14 protein-coding genes are annotated in these 17,878 nt (G+C 64.3%); 7 read left to right on the top strand and 7 right to left on the bottom strand.

Going from position 1 to position 17,878, the window contains the following annotated elements; genetic code table 11:
* Positions 1 to 179 precede the first annotated feature (179 nt).
* From IVA88_RS07795 to IVA88_RS07765, 7 genes are all read left to right on the top strand, one after another.
* A complete protein-coding gene (locus tag IVA88_RS07795; protein ID WP_247496932.1) occupies positions 180 to 881 on the top strand; it encodes a TetR/AcrR family transcriptional regulator in 702 nt (233 codons plus the stop codon).
* Between the two features lies 1 nt (position 882).
* Complete coding sequence (locus tag IVA88_RS07790; protein ID WP_247496697.1) at positions 883 to 2,076, top strand: efflux RND transporter periplasmic adaptor subunit; 1,194 nt, start codon at positions 883 to 885, stop codon at positions 2,074 to 2,076.
* Between the two features lie 74 nt (positions 2,077 to 2,150).
* On the top strand, positions 2,151 to 5,246 hold the full coding sequence (locus tag IVA88_RS07785; RefSeq protein ID WP_247496696.1) for a MexW/MexI family multidrug efflux RND transporter permease subunit: 3,096 nt from the start codon (positions 2,151 to 2,153) through the stop codon (positions 5,244 to 5,246).
* A gap of 141 nt (positions 5,247 to 5,387) precedes the next feature.
* A complete protein-coding gene (locus IVA88_RS07780; RefSeq protein WP_247496695.1) occupies positions 5,388 to 7,436 on the top strand; it encodes a sensor histidine kinase in 2,049 nt (682 codons plus the stop codon).
* Positions 7,433 to 7,822 (top strand): response regulator, encoded by a 390-nt coding sequence (locus tag IVA88_RS07775; RefSeq protein ID WP_247496694.1) that lies wholly within the window; start codon positions 7,433 to 7,435, stop codon positions 7,820 to 7,822. The genes IVA88_RS07780 and IVA88_RS07775 overlap by 4 nt, the downstream gene beginning before the upstream one ends.
* Complete coding sequence (locus tag IVA88_RS07770; RefSeq protein ID WP_247496693.1) at positions 7,819 to 9,069, top strand: adenylate/guanylate cyclase domain-containing protein; 1,251 nt, start codon at positions 7,819 to 7,821, stop codon at positions 9,067 to 9,069. Before IVA88_RS07775 ends, IVA88_RS07770 begins: the two co-directional genes overlap by 4 nt.
* A gap of 9 nt (positions 9,070 to 9,078) precedes the next feature.
* On the top strand, positions 9,079 to 9,825 hold the full coding sequence (locus IVA88_RS07765) for a hypothetical protein (protein ID WP_247496692.1): 747 nt from the start codon (positions 9,079 to 9,081) through the stop codon (positions 9,823 to 9,825).
* Here the strand turns inward: IVA88_RS07765 and IVA88_RS07760 are convergent.
* The 7 genes from IVA88_RS07760 to IVA88_RS07730 are packed head-to-tail and all read right to left on the bottom strand — an operon-like array spanning position 9,822 to position 17,832.
* Positions 9,822 to 10,709, bottom strand: a complete 888-nt coding sequence (locus IVA88_RS07760) for an ABC transporter permease (RefSeq protein ID WP_247496691.1) — start codon at positions 10,707 to 10,709, stop codon at positions 9,822 to 9,824. The two genes, IVA88_RS07765 and IVA88_RS07760, sit on opposite strands and share 4 nt — an antisense overlap.
* A 3-nt stretch (positions 10,710 to 10,712) precedes the next feature.
* Complete coding sequence (locus tag IVA88_RS07755; RefSeq protein WP_247496690.1) at positions 10,713 to 11,654, bottom strand: ABC transporter permease; 942 nt, start codon at positions 11,652 to 11,654, stop codon at positions 10,713 to 10,715.
* A gap of 31 nt (positions 11,655 to 11,685) precedes the next feature.
* Complete coding sequence (locus tag IVA88_RS07750) at positions 11,686 to 13,197, bottom strand: ABC transporter substrate-binding protein (RefSeq protein ID WP_247496689.1); 1,512 nt, start codon at positions 13,195 to 13,197, stop codon at positions 11,686 to 11,688.
* A gap of 23 nt (positions 13,198 to 13,220) precedes the next feature.
* Positions 13,221 to 14,321, bottom strand: coding sequence for a dipeptide ABC transporter ATP-binding protein (locus tag IVA88_RS07745; RefSeq protein ID WP_247496688.1), 1,101 nt, complete (start codon positions 14,319 to 14,321; stop codon positions 13,221 to 13,223).
* Complete coding sequence (locus tag IVA88_RS07740) at positions 14,321 to 15,310, bottom strand: ABC transporter ATP-binding protein (protein ID WP_247496687.1); 990 nt, start codon at positions 15,308 to 15,310, stop codon at positions 14,321 to 14,323. Before IVA88_RS07740 ends, IVA88_RS07745 begins: the two co-directional genes overlap by 1 nt.
* Entirely contained in the window at positions 15,307 to 16,017 is a 711-nt protein-coding gene (locus IVA88_RS07735) for a DUF1028 domain-containing protein (protein WP_247496686.1), read from the bottom strand. The genes IVA88_RS07740 and IVA88_RS07735 overlap by 4 nt, the downstream gene beginning before the upstream one ends.
* 9 nt (positions 16,018 to 16,026) lie before the next feature.
* Positions 16,027 to 17,832 carry a gamma-glutamyltransferase family protein gene (locus tag IVA88_RS07730; RefSeq protein WP_247496685.1) on the bottom strand — a complete coding sequence of 602 codons (1,806 nt, stop codon included), beginning with the start codon at positions 17,830 to 17,832 and terminating at the stop codon, positions 16,027 to 16,029.
* Positions 17,833 to 17,878: the final 46 nt, after the last annotated feature.

Below are 17,878 nucleotides of genomic sequence, written 5' to 3'. Positions count from 1 at the left end.
CGCCGCCATCTGGAGCGGATTTTGCCAAGTCGGGATGGGACTTACATTCTCAACCGGATCCGCGGCGACCTCGGCTTCGAGCCGATTTAGAACCTTGCGATACCTTTAAGAGATATTCTTGTAGGTTGCACCGCACCATTCGGCTTGACTTTTGCGTGGGTGAGTGCTTACTCACTAGCATGAGCTCATTGCGTATGACGAGCGACCTGAGGCGTCAATTGATCCTCGGCGCCGCAAAGCGTTGCTTTGCCCGACACGGCTATACCGGCACCACGACAAAGAGCGTGGCGGCGGCCGCTGCCATTTCCGAAGCGCTGCTGTTCAAGCATTTCCCGTCCAAGGCCGCGCTCTATGCCGAAATTCTCAGCGACGAATGCGAGGCGGACCCGGCGCTCATGGAGCTGCTCGAACGGGAGCCTTCTACTGCCACCCTGGTCGAAGTGATCCGCGGCATGGTCGGGCATTTCCTGCACATCGCCGACGGGCCCGACCGGGAAGAGGCCCAGCGCCTGCGACTGATGGCCACGAGTCATTTGGACGACGGCGAATTCGCTCGTTTGCTATATGCCAAGATCGAGACGCTGATCGGGGCGGCCTTCGTCGCCTCGCTCGAGCGTGCGGTTGCCGCCGGGGACGCGCGGCCATACAACGGCGAACCGCTCAACCTGTTCTGGTTTGCGCATCACACGGTGATGACGGCTGCGCTGACCAGGCTGCCGGCCACGCCGTGTCTCGCTTACGGCAAGGCGAACGACCTCGAGCGGCAGCTCTGTGAATTTCTCCTGAGGGGTATCGGACTTAACGACGCCGCAATTGCTTCGCATTTGGGCCGCGATCAGGCCGCGTGTGCGGGCAAGACGGCGATTGCAGAAAGTGCATGACATGAACATCGTAACCGAACACAAGATTTCGGGCGAACCGATCGACAACAAGGCTCCCAAGCGTCCGGTTCGGCCGGTGCTCTGGTTCATCATCGTCGGCACGCTGCTCGGCGTGCTCGTCGGTGGCCTCGTCTGGTTCAATTCTTTCCGCGGCCAGATGATCAAGCAGTTCTTCGCCAACAACAAGCCGCCGCCGGTCGCAGTCAGCGCAGCCGAGGCGAAGTCCGAGGTGGTGCCGAACCTGCTCACGGCCGTCGGCGGGCTCTCTGCCGTGCATCAGGTCGACGTCAGCGCCGACGTCAACGGCCGTGTCACCGAGATCAAGTTCGAGCCGGGCGCGCATGTCGAAGCCGGCACGCCGCTGGTGCAGCTGTTCGACGCGGCCGAGCAGGGCGATCTCGCGAGCTTCAAGGCGCAGGCGACCGTCGCGCAGTTGTCGCTCGACCGCGCCAAGCAACTGGCCTCGCGCCAGTTCGGTCCGCAGGCGACGGTCGATCAGGCGCAGGCTGCCTACGACCAGGCTATGGCCGGAATCGCCAAGACGGAGGCGCTGATTTCGCAGAAGCTGGTGCGTGCACCGTTCTCCGGCGACCTCGGCGTCCGCAAGGTCGAGGTCGGCCAGTATCTCACCGCAGGCACGGCCATCGTTTCGCTGACGGATCTGTCGGAGCTGTGGGCCAACTTCACGGTGACGGAAAAGGACTCGGGCAACCTCAAGGTCGGTCAGCCGGTTCGGCTGAGGGTTGACGCTTATCCGGGCCGCACCTTCGACGCCAAGATCACCACGATCGAGCCGCAGATCTCGACCGACACTCGCAACATCCGCGTGCAGGCGACCATCTCCAATCCGGAGAAGATCCTGAAGCCCGGCATGTTCGTGACCACCACGGTGGTGCTGCCGGACAAGCCAGCCGTGGTCACCGTGCCGGAGACGGCGGTCGACTACACGCTGTACGGCGACTCGGTGTTCGTGATCAGCGAGAAGAAGGAAGAGGACGGCAAGACCAGCCTGAGCGCGGTGCGCACTTTCGTGCAGACCGGCAACCGGGTCGAAGGTCGCGTCGAAATCGTCAAGGGCGTGAAGCCGGGCGACAAGGTCGTCGCCGTCGGCCAGCTCAAGCTCCAATCGGGCGCGGCGGTATCGATTTCGACCGACCCGGCCCCGCAGATCCCGGCGCAGCCGCCGCGATACTGAGGTCGTCACGTCGCAGCATGATCCGGCTTGGCCGGGTCATGCGCTTTGCAAGTCAATGAATCGAGATCGCCGCGATGCGCTTTACTGATATTTTCATCAAACGCCCGGTCCTGTCGGTCGTCGTCAGCCTGCTGATCCTGCTGATCGGCCTGCGCGCGGCGACGACGCTGCCGATCCGGCAATATCCGAAGCTGTCGAACACGGTCATCAACATCACGACCGTCTATCCAGGCGCGTCCGCGGACCTGATCCAAGGCTTCATCACCACGCCGATCGAGCAGGCGGTCGCTTCCGCCGAAGGTGTCGACTACATCACCTCGTCCTCGGTGCTCGGCACCTCGACGATCCAGGTCTACATCAAGCTGAACTTCGACCCGAACCAGGCGCTGACCGAGGTTCTGGCCAAGACGAACTCCGTCAAGTACCTGATTCCGAAGGAATCCAACGATCCGATCGTTACGAAGACCACGGGCCAGACCACGGCCGTGATGTATCTCGGCTTCTCGTCCGAAGAGCTGTCGGGCTCGGCGATCTCGGACTATCTGACGCGCGTTGTGCAACCGGTGCTGTCGACCGTCGACGGCGTGGCTTCGGCGGATATTCTCGGTGGCCAGACCTTTGCGATGCGGCTGTGGCTTGATCCGCTGAAGATGGCTGGGCGCAACGTGTCGCCGGCTGACGTGGCCGCGGCAATCACCGCCAACAACTTCCAATCGGCGGCGGGCCAGACCAAGGGCTACCTCATCGTCTCGAACGTTTCGACGAATACGGGCCTGACCGACGTCAATCAGTTCAAGAAGATGATCGTCAAGGCCAAGGACGGCGGCTTCGTACGTATGGAGGACATCGCCACCGTCGAGCTTGCGGCTCAAAGCACCGATGCGAGCGTCGCCTTCAACGGCGAGCACGCGATCTTCATCGGTGTGCAGGCAACACCGCAAGGCAACCCGCTGACGCTGGTCAAGGGCGTGCGCGCGCTGTTCCCCGAGCTCGAGCGCAATCTGCCGCCGTCAATGAAGATGAAGGTTGCCTACGATTCGACCAAGTTCATCCAATCCTCGATCGACGAGGTCGAGAAGACATTGGGCGAAGCCGTGATCATCGTGATCGTGGTGATCTTCCTGTTTCTGGCGTCGTTCCGTTCGGTCATCATTCCCGTCGTCACCATCCCGCTGTCGATGATCGGCGTCTGCACGCTGATGCTGGCGCTGGGCTTCAGCTTCAACCTCCTGACTTTGCTCGCGATGGTGCTCGCGATCGGCCTCGTGGTCGACGACGCCATCGTCGTGGTGGAAAACATCCACCGCCATCTGGAGGAAGGGAAAACGCCGGTCCAGGCGTCGCTGGAAGGCGCGCGCGAAATCGTCGGTCCCGTCGTCTCGATGACCATCACCCTCGCAGCCGTGTACGCGCCGATCGGGTTCCTCGGTGGCCTGACCGGCTCGTTGTTCCGCGAATTCGCCTTCACGCTCGCGGGCTCGGTGATCGTGTCCGGCGTGATCGCGCTGACGCTGTCGCCGATGATGTGCTCGGTGCTGCTGAAGAACAGCGAAGAGGGTCGCTTCGCCAAGTTCGTCAACAAGGTGTTTGGCGGGTTGACGCGATGGTACGGGCGAAGGCTCGACCGCTCGCTCGACTACAAGGCCATCACCGGCCTGTTCGCGGTGACTATTCTCGGGCTCGTCGGCTTCCTCTACATGCACACGTCGAAGGAGCTGGCGCCTGAGGAGGACCAGGGGATCGTGTTCGCGGTGACCAAGGCGCCGAAATACGCCAACATCGACTACGTCGATTTCTACGGCGAAAAGCTCGACAAGGAATTCCAGAAATTCCCCGAGACCGATCTGCGCTTCGTGCTGAACGGCATCAACGGCCCGCAGGGCGGTATCGCCGGCATGCTGCTGAAGCCCTGGGAGGAGCGCAAGCGCTCGTCGATCCAGCTGAAGTCGCTGGTGCAGGCCGAGCTCTCCAAGATCGAGGGCGTGCAGGCGTTCGCGTTCAACCTGCCGCCGCTGCCGGGCGGCCCGGGCGGCCTTCCGGTGCAGATGGTGATCAACTCTACCGCCAGTTTCCAGACTGTCTATGAACAGATGGAGAAGCTGAAGGCAGCTGCCCGCAAGAGCGGCATGTTCATCGTCTCCGACAGCGATCTTGCGTACAACCAGCCGAACGTGAAGGTGACGATCAACCGCACCAAGGCGCAGGATCTCGGCATTAACATGCAGAACCTCGGCAGCACGCTCGCGGTGCTGCTCGGCGGCAATTACATCAACCGCTTCAACCTCGAGGGCCGTTCCTATCAAGTCATCCCGCAGGTGCCGCGCGCCCAGCGGCTTTCGCCGGAATCGCTCGCCGGCTACTACGTGACGACCAACACCGGCCAGCAGCTTCCGCTGTCGACGGTGGTGTCGATCGAGACCAAGACTGAGCCGAATTCGCTGACACATTACAATCAGCTCAATTCGGCCACCTTCTCGGCGGTGCCGATGCCCGGCGTAACCGTCGGTGCGGCGGTCGACTTCCTCGAGAGCGAGGCCAAGAACCTGCCGCAGGGTTTCAGCCATGATTATCTCGCTGACAGCAGGCAGTATGTTCAGGAAGGCAACCAGCTCGCGATCACCTTCGGCTTCGCGCTGATCATCATCTTCCTGGTGCTGGCGGCGCAGTTCGAGAGCTTGCGCGATCCGCTGGTCATCATGATCTCGGTGCCGATGGCGATCGTTGGCGCGCTGATCCCGCTGTTCTTCGGTGTGGCGACCATGAACATCTACACCCAGGTCGGCCTACTGACCTTGGTTGGCCTGATCACCAAGCACGGCATCCTGATGGTGGAGTTTGCCAACGAGCTCCAGATCAACGAGCGGCTCGACCGCCGCTCGGCGATCGAAATGTCCGCCCGTATTCGTCTGCGACCGATCCTGATGACGACGGCCGCGATGGTGACGGGCCTGATTCCGCTGCTGACCGCGACCGGCGCAGGCGCGGCCAGCCGCTTCTCGATCGGTCTTGTGGTCGTCGCCGGCATGTCGATCGGCACGCTGTTTACGCTGTTCGTGCTGCCTGCCGTCTATGTGGTGCTGGCGACCGATCATCGCGCGGCGGCGGATTCCGAGCGGAACAAGCAGGTCAACGACCTCGACCTCAACACCAAGGCGCTGCGGCCGACCTGAGGCCGCAGGTAAGCGAACCCGAGGGCGGCAGGGGCCAATCCGCTGCCGCCCTTTTCTATTTGCCTCGGGCGCCCCGGCTGCATGAGGCCTTTCCCGCGCCCGCGAGAGACAAGGTCCGGTCTTCTTGCTAGGTTCGGCGCGATGAGCCTTTCCCTCAACCCCGACACCCCGCAAGCACGGACGCTGCCAAGCGCGGCGCCGGGCGGCGTCGTGTCCGGTACCCCGCCAGGGCAGGGGATCAGGAGCCGACTGTTCGCCAAATATGTCGCCCTCTTCGTGGCCGTCGTCGCGATCGCGCTGTTGGCCAACGGCCTGTTCGAGGTCCTCTTCTATTATCGCGAGCACAAGGCGGCGCTGATCCGGGTTCAGCATGAACAGGCCGAGGCGGCCGCGGCCAAGATCGGTCAGTTCGTCAAGGAGATCGAGAACCAGCTTGGCTGGACCACGCAGCTGCCCTGGTCGGCGAGCTCGATCGAGCAGCGCCGGTTCGATGCGCTGCGCTTGCTGCGCCAGGTGCCCGCGATCACCGAACTCGCCCAGGTGGATTCCACGGGCAAGGAACGGCTGCGGGTCTCGCGGCTCGCCATGGACGCGATCGACAGCGGCATCGACCTGTCGGGCGATCCGAAGTTCACCGAGGCGGTCGCGCACAAGGTTTTTTACGGTCCGGTCTATTTCCGCAGGGAGTCCGAGCCGTACATGACCCTGGCGCAGGCCGGGCCGCGCAAGGATGCCGGCGTCAGCATCGCGGAGGTCAATCTCAAGCTGATCTGGGATGTCGTGTCCCAGATCAAGGTGGGCGAGCACGGGCATGCCTACGTGGTCGGCCCGGAGGGTCGCCTGATCGCGCACCCCGATATCAGCCTGGTCCTGCGCAACACCGACATGTCCGGTCTCCCCCAGGTGCGCGCCGCACTTGCCGTAGGCGGCGCCGCGCTCGACGCGCTTTCCGAAGCGCGCAACATCCAGGGACAGAAGGTGCTGACCGCGTCGGCCTCGATCGCACCGCTGCACTGGACCATGTTCGTCGAGCTGCCGGTGGAGGAGGCCTATGCGGCGCTCTATGCCGCGTTGCAGCGGCTTGCCTTCGTGCTGCTCGCTGCGTCGGCCTTCGCGGTGCTCGCCGGGATCTTCCTGGCGCGCCGCATGGTCGGACCGATCCAGGCGCTGCGAAGCGGCGCCGAGCGCATCGGCGGCGGCGATTTCTCGCAACGCATCTTGATCAAGACTGGCGATGAACTCGAGGGCCTCGCGGACCAGTTCAACGACATGGGTGAGCGCCTGCAGGAATCCTACACGGATCTTGAGAACAAGGTTGAGCACCGGACCGCAGAACTCCGGAAATCCCTCGACGATCTTCGCGCCGCGCAGGACCGCCTGGTCCAGACCGAGAAGCTCGCGTCGCTCGGCCAGCTCACGGCGGGGATCGCGCACGAGATCAAGAACCCGCTCAATTTCGTCAACAATTTCTCGGCGGTGTCGACCGAGCTGATCGACGAGCTCAACGAGGCCCTGCAAGCGACCTCGCTCGACGGCAAGACGAAAGAGGAGGTTGACGAGCTGACCGGCATGCTCAGGAGCAACCTCGATAAGGTGGTGCAGCACGGCAAACGTGCCGATTCCATCGTCAGGAACATGCTGCTGCATTCGCGCGAGGGCTCCGGCGAGCATCGCCCCGGCGATATCAACGCGGTCCTGGAGGAGAGCCTTAATCTCGCTTATCACGGCGCACGTGCTGAAAGGCCCGGCTTCAACGTTACGATCGAGCGCGGCTTCGACCCCGCCGCGGGCATGGTCGATATCTATCCGCAGGAAATCATGCGAGTCTTCCTCAATCTTATCTCGAACGGCTTCTACGCCACCGCCAAGCGTAAGGAGAGCGCCGCAGACGCCTTCGAGCCAACCCTGCGCGCGGCAACGAAAACTCTCGGCGACAGGGTCGAGATCCGCATTCGCGACAACGGCACGGGGATCCCGCCCGAGGTGAAGGAGAAGATGTTCAATCCCTTCTTCACCACCAAGCCGGCCGGCGAGGGCACCGGGCTCGGCCTTTCCATGAGCCATGACATCGTCGTGAAACAGCACGGCGGCACGATCGACGTGAACACGGAGCCCGGTGTATTCACCGAGTTCATCATCACCCTGCCGCGCATGATGGCGGCGGGCGGCACATCCGGAGGCAAGAGTTGAACGTTTACATCCTGGTCGTCGATGACGAGCCCGACGTCGAGGCGCTGTTCCGGCAGCAGTTCCGGCGCGACCTGCGCGCCGGCCGCTTCCAGATGGAATTCGCGCCGTCCGCGCCTGACGCGCTGAAGCTCGCCGCCGAGGTTCGCGATCCCTCGTTGATCCTGATTCTGTCCGACATCAACATGCCCGGCATGAGCGGGCTCGACATGCTGCCGAAGGTGCGTCTTGCGCATCCGGACGTTCCCGTCATCATGATCACCGCCTATGGAGACGCCGAGACGCGCCGGAAGGCGATCGAGCGCGGCGCGGTCGGACTTCTCACCAAGCCGATCGATTTCGCGCTGCTGCGGCAGGAAATCGACACGAGGCTCGAGCAAGCCGCATGACCGCGACCATCCTCTTCGTCGACGACGAGCCGGATCTCGAGGCGCTGGTCCTGCAAAAGTTCCGCAGGCAAATTCGCGACGGGCTGGTGACCATCATGTTCGCGCGCGACGGCCTCGAAGCGCTGCAGTCGCTCGAGCAGAACCCGCACGTCGACATGGTCGTGTCCGACATCAACATGCCCAGGATGGACGGGCTGTCGCTGCTGGCGAAGCTTCAGGAATCCGAAGACAAAAAGTCTACCATCATCGTGTCGGCCTATGGCGACATGAGCAATATCCGCACTGCGATGAACCGCGGTGCATTCGACTTCCTGACCAAGCCGATTGATTTCGCCGATCTGGAGATGACGATCCAGAAGACCATCCGCCACATCGAGATGCTGCGCGAGGTGCGGCGCCGCCAGATGGATGCCGAGCGCGCCCACGCCGCGCTCTCGCGTCATTTCTCGCCGGAACTCGCCAAGCGTCTGGCGGCAGGAGGCGAAGGTGAGGAGATCGAAGTGCAGTGGCGCGATGTCGCGACCATCTTCACCGATATTACCGGCTTTACCTCGCTGGTCGAGAGCGCGCCCCCCGAGACGCTGGGCGCGCTTCTCAACGAATATGTCGGCGGAATGACCGAAATCGTCTTCGCGCATGAGGGGACCGTCGCCAAGATCATCGGCGATGCGATCCAGGTGCTGTTCAACGCGCCCGGCGATCAGCCGGACTATGCGACGCGCGCGGTCGCCTGCGCACACGATCTCGACGCCTGGGCGGAGGATTTTTCCGCACGTTGGAAGGTGAGAGGCGTGAATTTCGGCACCACGCGCATCGGCATTCACGCCGGGCCGGCGCTGGTCGGAAATTTCGGCGGCAACCGGTTTTTCGACTACACCGCGTATGGAGACTCCATCAACATCGCGGCGCGGCTGGAAGCCGCGAACAAGCATCTGGGCACGCGGATTTGCGTGAGTGCCAGCGTCGCCAATGCGGCTGAGAATTTTCGCGGTCGTCCGGTCGGTGAGCTGATGCTGCGCGGGCGCAGCGAGCCCTTGCGCGCGTTCGAGCCGCTGGCGCCGGCCCAATTCGCTGCGCCGGAATCGGCGCTGTATTCTGACGCTTTTGCCAAGATGGAGGCCGGTGATGCCGCCGCCATGCCGGCGTTCGCCGCGCTGGTCGGCATGCACGCCGACGATTCCCTGGCCGGCTTTCACCTGAAGCGCCTGCTTAACGGCGCCAAGGGTATTCGCATGCAACTGGAATAGGAGTCCGACATGACACTCGAATTCTCCGCCGGCAATTACCGTTTCATTCCGTCGGTATTCCAGTATTCAGCCGGTGCTGCCGCGGATGACGGTTATGAGATCGAGCGCGTGCGGTTCGATCGCCTTGTGCCGCTCGCGGAAGGGTTTGCGCTCGCCGCTAAATATATCCAGGAGGCGGGGCGGCCGCTGACGGCGTTCTGTGCCTGCGAGCTGCGCTCACCGGCGGCCTTCAGCGAGGAAGGCTTTCGCGCGTTCAACCTGCACTATGTGAAGACGCTGTCCGAATGGGGCATCTTTGACGGCATCACCAATCCGGTGGCGCGCAGCAATGTCTGTCCCGAGATCGATCCACCGGCCGAGCCGTCGTTCTACGCTTACTCCTTCACGCGACCGACAAGCTCGAAGACGCCGAGCTTCGTGATTGCCGGCGGCGCTGAGGCGCGCGAGGGCGGTGGGACCTATGTCGAGCGCACCGTGCGCTATCGCGACCTCAGCCCGGAAGGCCTGCGCGAGAAGGTGCGCTTCACGACGACGTCCCAGATGGAGAACAGGATGACGGCCTTGGGGTTCGGCTGGAAGGACACGACCGGCGTGCAGGCCTATTCCGTGCACGACTTCCACCACGCGCTGGTGGACGAGCTCGTCCGCCGCGGGGCATTGCGCTCCGGCCTGACCTGGCACTATGCCCGGCCGCCGGTGGTCGATCTCGAATACGAGATGGATTGCCGCCGCGTGATGCGCGAAGTGGTTATCTAGCGCTGGCGCGGATCGAGCGCGTCGCGCAGGCCGTCGCCGAGCAGGTTCAGCGACAGCACGACCAGGAATATCGCAAGCCCCGGCCAGATCGCCATCCAGGGCGCCTGGGTCAGGAAACGCTGCGCCGCGTTGAGCATGCTGCCCCAGGACGGCGCCGGCGGCTGCTGGCCGAGGCCGAGGAAGGACAGCGCGGCTTCGGCGATGATGGCGGCGGCAATCGACAGCGTCGCCTGCACCAGCAGCGCCGGCAGGATGTTGGGCAGGATGTGCGAGAACGCGATCCGCCACGGCGGATTGCCGAGCGCGCGCGCCGCCTCGACATAGTCCTCGGCCTTGACGACAAGCACCTGGCCGCGGGTCAGGCGGATGAAGATGGGGGTTGCCGAGATGCCGATCGCGATCATGGCATTGCCGAGGCTCGGCCCAAGGAATGCGGCGAGCGCGATCGCCAGGATCAGGAAAGGGCAGGCCAGCATCGCGTCGGTGATCCGGCTGATCAGCGCATCGACAAAGCCGCCGCGATAGCCGGCAAGCAGGCCGAGCGGAACGCCGACGCCTAGCGCGATCGCGACCGAGATGAGGCCCGCGAGCAGCGACGCGCGCGCACCATAAACGACGCGGCTCAGGATGTCGCGGCCGAGCTCGTCAGTGCCGAACCAGTGCGCCGCAGTCGGCGGCTTGCGGACCAGACTCCAGCTCGTCGCGATGGGGTCGTAGGGCACGACGAGCGGCGCAAGGGCCGCAAGCAAGATGAACGCCGTGATCACGACGAGCCCGAACACGGCGGCCTTGCGCTTGAACAGCCGCCGCCGGGCGCGACGGGCCGGGCTGTCCAGCTCGTAGGCTTGGGTGGTGGGAGTTGCTGATAGTGCAGCCTCGGTCATCGCCTAGCCCCTTAGCCGCGGATTGACCAGGACATAGGCGACGTCTGCAACGAGGTTCAGGGTGATGTAGACGGTGGCTGTCACCAGCACGACACCCTGTACGACCGCGTAGTCGCGGTTGAACACGGCGTCCACGATCAGCTTGCCGAAGCCGGGAATGGAGAAGATCTGCTCCGTCAGCACCGCTCCCGACAACAGCGTACCGAGCTCGAGCGCGCCGAGCGTGATGATCGGCGTCAGTGCGTTGCGCATGGCGTGCTTGAGGATGACCGAGCGTTCGGACAATCCCTTGGCGCGCGCGGTGCGGACGTAGTCGCTTTCCAGCACCTGGAGCATGGCGCTCCGGGTATGCCGCATCAGGACCGCGGAAATCGCGTTGCCGAGGACGAAGGCCGGCATGATCGTCGCGGCGAGGCTCGCGCGCCAGTTCTCGGTCAGCGGCACGTAGCCCGACGCCGGCAGCCAGCCGAGTTCGATCGAGAACAGGAAGATCAGCATGATCCCGAGCCAGAAATTCGGCGTCGAGATGCCCCACAGCGCGAACAAATTGGCGCCATAGTCCCAGGCGGTGCCCTTCTTCACGGCGGAGACGATGCCGGCGGGAATGCCGATCAGGAGTGCGATCAACATTGCCATCGAGCCGAGCTGGAGCGTCACCGGCAGCTTCTGCGCGATCAGCTCGCGCACCGGCATCTTGTTGCGCAGCGATTCGCCGAAATTGCCTGATAGAACGCCCTTGAGCCAGTAGACGTACTGCACGGGAATCGGCTGATCGAGCCGGTATTGCTGGCGGATCTGTTCGATCACGGCGGGATCGCGCTCCTCGCCGGCCATCACCAGCGCCGGATCGCCCGGTAACAATTGCTGGAGCGAGAAGATCAGGACCGACACGAAGAACAGTGTCGGTACGATCTGCACAATGCGGCGGGCGAGGAAGTTCAGCATGGCGCCGGCCGCGTCTCAGACGATGCCACGCTCACTTGAACTTCAGCCCGACCACGCGCACCAGCCCGTCGGGCATCTGCCTGTAACCCTGGAGCTTGGTCGTGTGCGCAATCAGAAGCGTGCGGTGGTAGATGTAGATGATCGGCAAATCGTCGAGCACGATCTTGGTCAGCTTTGCGTAGATCGCCTTGCGCTCATCGACGTTGGCGGTCAGCCGGCCGTCTTCCATCAGCTTGTCGGCTTCCGGATTGGCATAGCCGCCGTCGTTCTGCGGTGCCTTGCTGCGCATGAAGATGTAGGAGTTGCCGTCGGGGTCGATGCGGCCGCTCCAGTTGATCTGGAAGATCTGGAATTCGCCGGCCTGGGCCTGCTTGAACGTCGTTGCGAATTCCACGGCGCGGATCTTGATGTCGAAGCCCGCTTCCGCGGCCATGGACTGGATGACCTGGGCTACGGCTTCGTTCTCCGCGCCTTTGGGAATCATGTAGTCGACGGACACCGGCGAAGCGACTCCGGCTTCCTTCAGAAGCGCCTTGGCTTTCGCGATGTCACGGCCACGGACCGGAAATGCCTTCTGGTAGTAGGGGTGGGTTGGGCTGACCCATTGATTGCCCGGCGTGAACTCGCCGTTGAAAACGACCTGGTTGAGGGCCTCGCGATCGATCGACAGGTCGAGCGCCTGGCGGACTTTCGCCGATTGGCTCAATGGCCCCTTGGCCTTGTCGTTGCCGATATTGACGGTGAGGCCGTAATAGCCGAGCTCCGGTGCCGTCGATAGCACGAGGCGCGAATCTGCGCGCACGTCCTTGATGTCGGTGGCGAGCACGCGCTCGATCAAATCGAGTCCGCCGGACTTGAGGTTCGCAAGGCGCACCGTGGCGTCCACGATCGGCAGGAACACGACTCGGTCGATATGGATGTTGTCCTTGTTCCAGTAATCGGCGAATTTTTCGAAGACCATGCGGTCCTGCTGCACGCGCTCGACGAATTTGTAGGGACCGGCGCAGATCGGATGCAGGCCGAACTTGTCGCCGGCCTCCTTCGCCGCCTTGGGCGACACCATCATGCCGGAGCGGTCGGTCAGTTGGGCGATCAGCGGCGAGTAAGGGGTCTTCAGCACCAGCTTGATGGTGAGGGGATCGACAACCTCGACGTGATCGACGCTGGCAAGCTCGGACTTCCGGAACGAGGTCGGCAGCGTCATGTGCCGCTCGATCGAGAATTTGGCGGCTTCGGCGTCCAGCGGTTCGCCGTCGTGGAATTTGACGTTCGGCCTGAGCTTGATCGTCATCTCCTTGCCGTCGGCCGAGGTCTCGTGCGACAGCGCAAGCTGCGGCACGATGTTGAGCTTCTCGTCGATGTCGAATAGCTTGTCGCAGAAGGCGGAGAACACGATGCGCCCGACATAGGTGCGGCCGATGCTGGGGTCGAGGATATCAGGGTCTTCGGCGATGCCGATGCGAAGCGCGGTCTGGGCCTGTACGCCGCCCACGAGCGACGTCAGCAATGCCGACGCCAGGATTGCCAAACGCATAGGATTCATCGCTCTCAACCTCTGTTTTACGGCTATGCCGGGTCCGTCCCCAATGAACTAACCCCGCTGCCGCGGACTGCTTCCGGGCCGCCGCTGAACGCGGCGACCAATTTTTCGAGAACTGGCGAGAAACCGCCGTCCGTCGGGACGATCGCCGCGGACGATGGCAGTTCCGACGTTCGGTGGCACGCCGTTGCATGTCCGATGCCATCCGGCACGAGTTTTGGCATTTCGCTGCGGCAACGGTCGACCACATAGGGGCAGCGGGTGTGGAAGCGGCATCCCGGCGGCGGATTGAGCGCGCTGGGAATCTCTCCCTGCAGCACAATCCGGCTGCGCTTTGCCCGCGGCTTGGGCACCGGGATCGCGGAGAGCAGGGCCCGGCTATAGGGATGACGCGGCGCGGCAAACAGCGCATCCGCCGCCGCCGTCTCGACGATCTGGCCGAGATTCATCACCGCCACGTGGTCGGCGATGTGCTTGACCACCGCGAGATCGTGCGAGACGAAAATGTAGGCGAGGCCGAGCCGGTCCTGGAGTTCCCGCAGCAGATTGAGGATTTGCGAGCGGATCGAGACGTCGAGCGCCGAGACCGGCTCATCGCAGATGATCAGTTTGGGCTCGACCGCGAGCGCGCGGGCGATAGCGATGCGCTGGCGCTGCCCGCCGGAAAACTCGTGCGGGTAACGTCGGGCCAACCGCGGCTCCAGCCCGACCAGCCGCAAGATCTCCTCGACGCGTTCGCGCCGCCGGGCGGGCGGCACCAGATCGTGCAGCGCCAGCGGCTCGGCCAGGATCTGGCCGACCGTCATGCGCGGATTGAGCGAGGCGTAAGGATCCTGGAAGATGATCTGGGCTTCGCGGCGGAAGGCGCGCAGCGCGCCGGCGTCGAGCGAGAGGAGATCGCGGCCTTCGAAACGGATTATGCCGGCATCCGGCTCGATCAGCCGCAGCACCAGGCGGCTGACGGTGGATTTGCCGCAGCCGGATTCGCCGACCAGGGCCAGCGTCTTGCGGGCCTCCAGCGAGAAGGACACGCCATCGACAGCCTTGACATGCGCCAGCGCGCGGCCGAACAGCGAGCGCTCGGCGACGAAATGCTTGACCAGGCCTTCGACCTCGAGCAGCGCCATCACGACACCAGGCGTTCGAGCGGCGCGCGGATGCAGCGCGAGAGGTGGCCGGGGCTGACTTCGACCAGCGGCGGCGGCGCCCTGGTGCAGGCGTCCAGCACGAAGGGGCAGCGCGCGGCGAAGCGACAGCCGGCGGGGGGCTGCGCCATGTTCGGCACCATGCCCTCGATCGTCGCGAGCTGTCCGGCGCGATGGTCGAGCCGCGGAATCGAGCCGAGCAGGCCGACGGTGTAAGGGTGTTGCGGCGCGGAGAACAGTTCGTCGACCGGTGCGCGCTCGACGATTTCGCCGGCATACATCACCGCGACCTCGTCGCAGACTTCGGCGACCACGCCGAGATCATGGGTGATCAGGATGATGGCCGCGCCGCTCGCAGCCTTCAATTCCCGCATTAATTCGAGGATCTGCGCCTGCAGCGTGACGTCGAGCGCGGTGGTCGGCTCGTCCGCGATCAGCAGCCGCGGGTCGCAGGCGAGCGCCATCGCGATCATGACGCGCTGGCGCATGCCGCCGGAGAGCTTGTGCGGATATTCGTCGATCCGCCGCTCGGGCGAGGGGATGTGGACGCGACGCAGCAGCTCGATCGCTCGTTCGCGCGCACTCCTGCGCGAGCCGCCGCGGTGGCGCAGAATCGTCTCGACGATCTGATCGCCGATGGTGAAGCTCGGATTGAGCGACGTCATCGGCTCCTGAAAGATCATCGCGAGCCGGTTGCCGCGCAGATCGCGTAGCGTCTTGTCCGATGTCTTGAGCAGATCGAAACCGTCGAAGCGGATCGCGCCGGAGATCTCCGCGCCCTGTTTTGGCAGCAGGCCCATGATCGCCAGAGACGTCACGCTCTTGCCGCAGCCGGATTCGCCCACGAGGCCGAGCGTCGCACCATTGGCGACGCTGAGATCGACGCTGTCGACCGCGTGGGTGACGCGGCCGTCATCGCCGTGGAAACGGATGCGCAGATCTTTGATCTCGATGAGAGGGGCCGCGCTCATGATCGTTTTGCGCGCGCTGCGGCGATGCTGGCCTCGATGGCGCTGCGATCGGTGTTGCCGGCCGGGTTCTGACGCGTCGGCATGGAGGCGCGGAAGTGGACCCAGAGCTCGTGGCTAACCCGCTCGAGCCGCTCGAGTTCGCCGAGCGGATCGGGATGATCGTCGGCGCGCACATCCAATGCCGGCCATTCCTCCTCGTCGTGGATCAGGAGCGCGGCGGACTGCTTGCCACGCTTGTCGCCGCCAGCGGCTTCGCCCGCCCGCATCGCGGCGAGCAGGCGGCGCGGGAACGGCAGGCTCTCATTGGCGATATAGGTTCTTGCGGTCTCGTCGAGCACATCGGCGCCCGCGAGCATATTGCCGGCAATGGAAAAACCGTTACCTGCGATGTGTCCGCACCAGTCGACGCAGTCGCGTCCGGTATGCGCGGCAATCGCGCCGCTGGCGTCCATCATGTGGAGCTGGCGAATTTCGCGGCCGTCGTCCGTCGCGAGAAGAGTGGCCAGCACGTCGTGCGCGTTGAGACCCTCACGCAGCAGCTTGATGCCGTCAATCCCGTAATAGGGATTGACGAAGGCCTGCGTCGCGATGGCGCCGAGGCCCGCCGCGATGTAGGGGACGCGCGCGCCGACGGCGAAGAAGCGCGTGGCAACGGCGATGCCGAACTGGCCGGTAGCAGGATCGCGCGCGATGATCGACCAGGTCATGTACTGCCTCTAGCGTCCCGCGGCATAGCCCTGCATGCCGCGCGGATTGGCGGCGGCGCGGCGGCGCGGACCGACGCGCGAGGCCGCGGTGAGGCGGCCTTCCGACCAGTCCGGTCCGACCTCGACGATATGTCCGCGTTCGCGAAGATTCTCTATCGTCGCCTTCGGCACGCGGTTCTCGACCACGAGCACGCCGGGACGCGCGGTGCGGGGCCAGAACGAGATCGGGAAATGCTCGGAATGCCAGGCCGGCGCGTCGATCGCCTCCTGGAGATTGAGATTGCAATGGACGTGCCGCAGGAAAAACTGCGTGATCCACTGATCCTGCTGGTCGCCGCCCGGCGAGCCCCAGGCCAGATAAGGCTCGCCGTCGCGCAATGCCATGGTTGGGGACAGCGTGGTGCGCGGTCGTTTGCCGGGCGCCAGCGCAGCGGGGTGGTCCTCCTCCAGCCAGAACATCTGGGCGCGGCTGCCGAGGCAGAAGCCGAGCTCGGGAATGATCGGAGAGGATTGCAGCCAGCCGCCCGACGGTGTCGACGACACCATATTGCCGGCCTTGTCGATGATGTCGAAATGCACGGTGTCGCCGCGCACCTCGCCGAAGCGGCCCACCGTCGGTTCGCCGGCACCGAGCGCGCCGACCGCCTCGCGCTGACCCTCGGCACGGCGCAGCTTGACCACGCCGCCAAAGCCCTCGATCGAACCGGGGAGGAAGTCGAGCGAAGCCTTGTCGGTGACGAGCTTGCGCCGTTCGTCATTATAGGCGTCCGACAACAGTGTCGCGATCGGGATCTCGTTGAACTCAGGGTCGCCGTAGAATTTTTCGCGGTCGGCGAAGGCGAGCTTGGCGCATTCGATCTGGAGATGGATGAATTCGGGTCCGGTCGGATCGAGCCCATCGAGCGCAAAGCCCTTCAGCAACGCGAGTTGCTGCAGGGTCACCGGACCCTGGCTCCAGACCCCCGCCTTGCAAATGGTGTAGCGGCCATAATCGTAGGTGAGCGGGGCCTCGACAGTGGGCTGCCATCTCGCCATGTCATCGGCCGACAGCACGCCGCGATGTGGCGAGCCGCTGACGTCCATCACGTCCTGCGTCCGGCAGAATTTGTCGATGGCTTCCGCGACAAAGCCATGCGACCAGGCTTTTCGCGCGCGCTCGATCTCGGCGTCCCGCCCGCCGCCGCCGCTTTCGGCTTCGCTCAGGATTCGTGCGTAGGTCGCCGCAAGTGTCTTGTTGGTGAAGAGCGTGCCGGGCCTCGGCACTTCGCCGTTCGGGAGGTAGACGGCGGCTGACGTCGGCCAGTGCTTGCGGAACAATTGCTCGACGGTCTGGATCGTGGCGCAGGCGCGCTCGACCAGCGGATAGCCGTCGTGCGCATAGGAGATTGCGGGCTCCAGCACGTCGCGCACGCGCATCGTGCCGTAGTCACGCAGCAGCATCATCCAGGATTCGAAGGTGCCGGGGACGCAGGCCGCGAGCAGACCGGTGCCGGGCACCATGTCGAGGCCTTCGCTCTTGTAATGTGCGATGGTGGCGCGAGCCGGTGCCGGACCCTGGCCGCAGATCACCTCGGTGCGGCCGCGCTTCACGTCGTGCACGATGATCGGGACGTCGCCGCCGGGGCCGTTCAGATGCGGCTCGACCACCTGGAGCGTGAAAGCGGTGGCGACGCCGGCGTCAAAGGCGTTGCCGCCCTTTTCCAGGATGGCCATGCCGATGGCGGTCGCGATCCAGTGCGTGGTCGCGACGACCCCGAATGTGCCTTCGATCTCAGGGCGTGTCGTGAAGGGATCGGGATTGACGATACTGGCCATGGACTACCTCATTTGCGGCGCGCGCAATTGATCACAGGGCCAGGCC

The organism is Bradyrhizobium sp. 149 (genome assembly GCF_023073915.1).
Classification (GTDB): domain Bacteria; phylum Pseudomonadota; class Alphaproteobacteria; order Rhizobiales; family Xanthobacteraceae; genus Bradyrhizobium.
Note: the sequence above shows the minus strand (reverse complement) of the source record. Positions and strands in the feature narration are given on the sequence as shown.

Coding starts and splice junctions, on each gene's coding strand:
- IVA88_RS07790 (WP_247496697.1), top strand. CDS start 883: ATGAACATCGTAACCGAACACAAGATTTCGGGCGAACCGATCGACAAC.
- IVA88_RS07760 (WP_247496691.1), bottom strand. CDS start 10,709: ATGACCGAGGCTGCACTATCAGCAACTCCCACCACCCAAGCCTACGAG.
- IVA88_RS07730 (WP_247496685.1), bottom strand. CDS start 17,832: ATGGCCAGTATCGTCAATCCCGATCCCTTCACGACACGCCCTGAGATC.
- IVA88_RS07785 (WP_247496696.1), top strand. CDS start 2,151: ATGCGCTTTACTGATATTTTCATCAAACGCCCGGTCCTGTCGGTCGTC.
- IVA88_RS07745 (WP_247496688.1), bottom strand. CDS start 14,321: ATGGCGCTGCTCGAGGTCGAAGGCCTGGTCAAGCATTTCGTCGCCGAG.
- IVA88_RS07795 (WP_247496932.1), top strand. CDS start 180: ATGAGCTCATTGCGTATGACGAGCGACCTGAGGCGTCAATTGATCCTC.
- IVA88_RS07780 (WP_247496695.1), top strand. CDS start 5,388: ATGAGCCTTTCCCTCAACCCCGACACCCCGCAAGCACGGACGCTGCCA.
- IVA88_RS07750 (WP_247496689.1), bottom strand. CDS start 13,197: ATGAATCCTATGCGTTTGGCAATCCTGGCGTCGGCATTGCTGACGTCG.
- IVA88_RS07755 (WP_247496690.1), bottom strand. CDS start 11,654: ATGCTGAACTTCCTCGCCCGCCGCATTGTGCAGATCGTACCGACACTG.
- IVA88_RS07770 (WP_247496693.1), top strand. CDS start 7,819: ATGACCGCGACCATCCTCTTCGTCGACGACGAGCCGGATCTCGAGGCG.
- IVA88_RS07740 (WP_247496687.1), bottom strand. CDS start 15,310: ATGAGCGCGGCCCCTCTCATCGAGATCAAAGATCTGCGCATCCGTTTC.
- IVA88_RS07765 (WP_247496692.1), top strand. CDS start 9,079: ATGACACTCGAATTCTCCGCCGGCAATTACCGTTTCATTCCGTCGGTA.
- IVA88_RS07735 (WP_247496686.1), bottom strand. CDS start 16,017: ATGACCTGGTCGATCATCGCGCGCGATCCTGCTACCGGCCAGTTCGGC.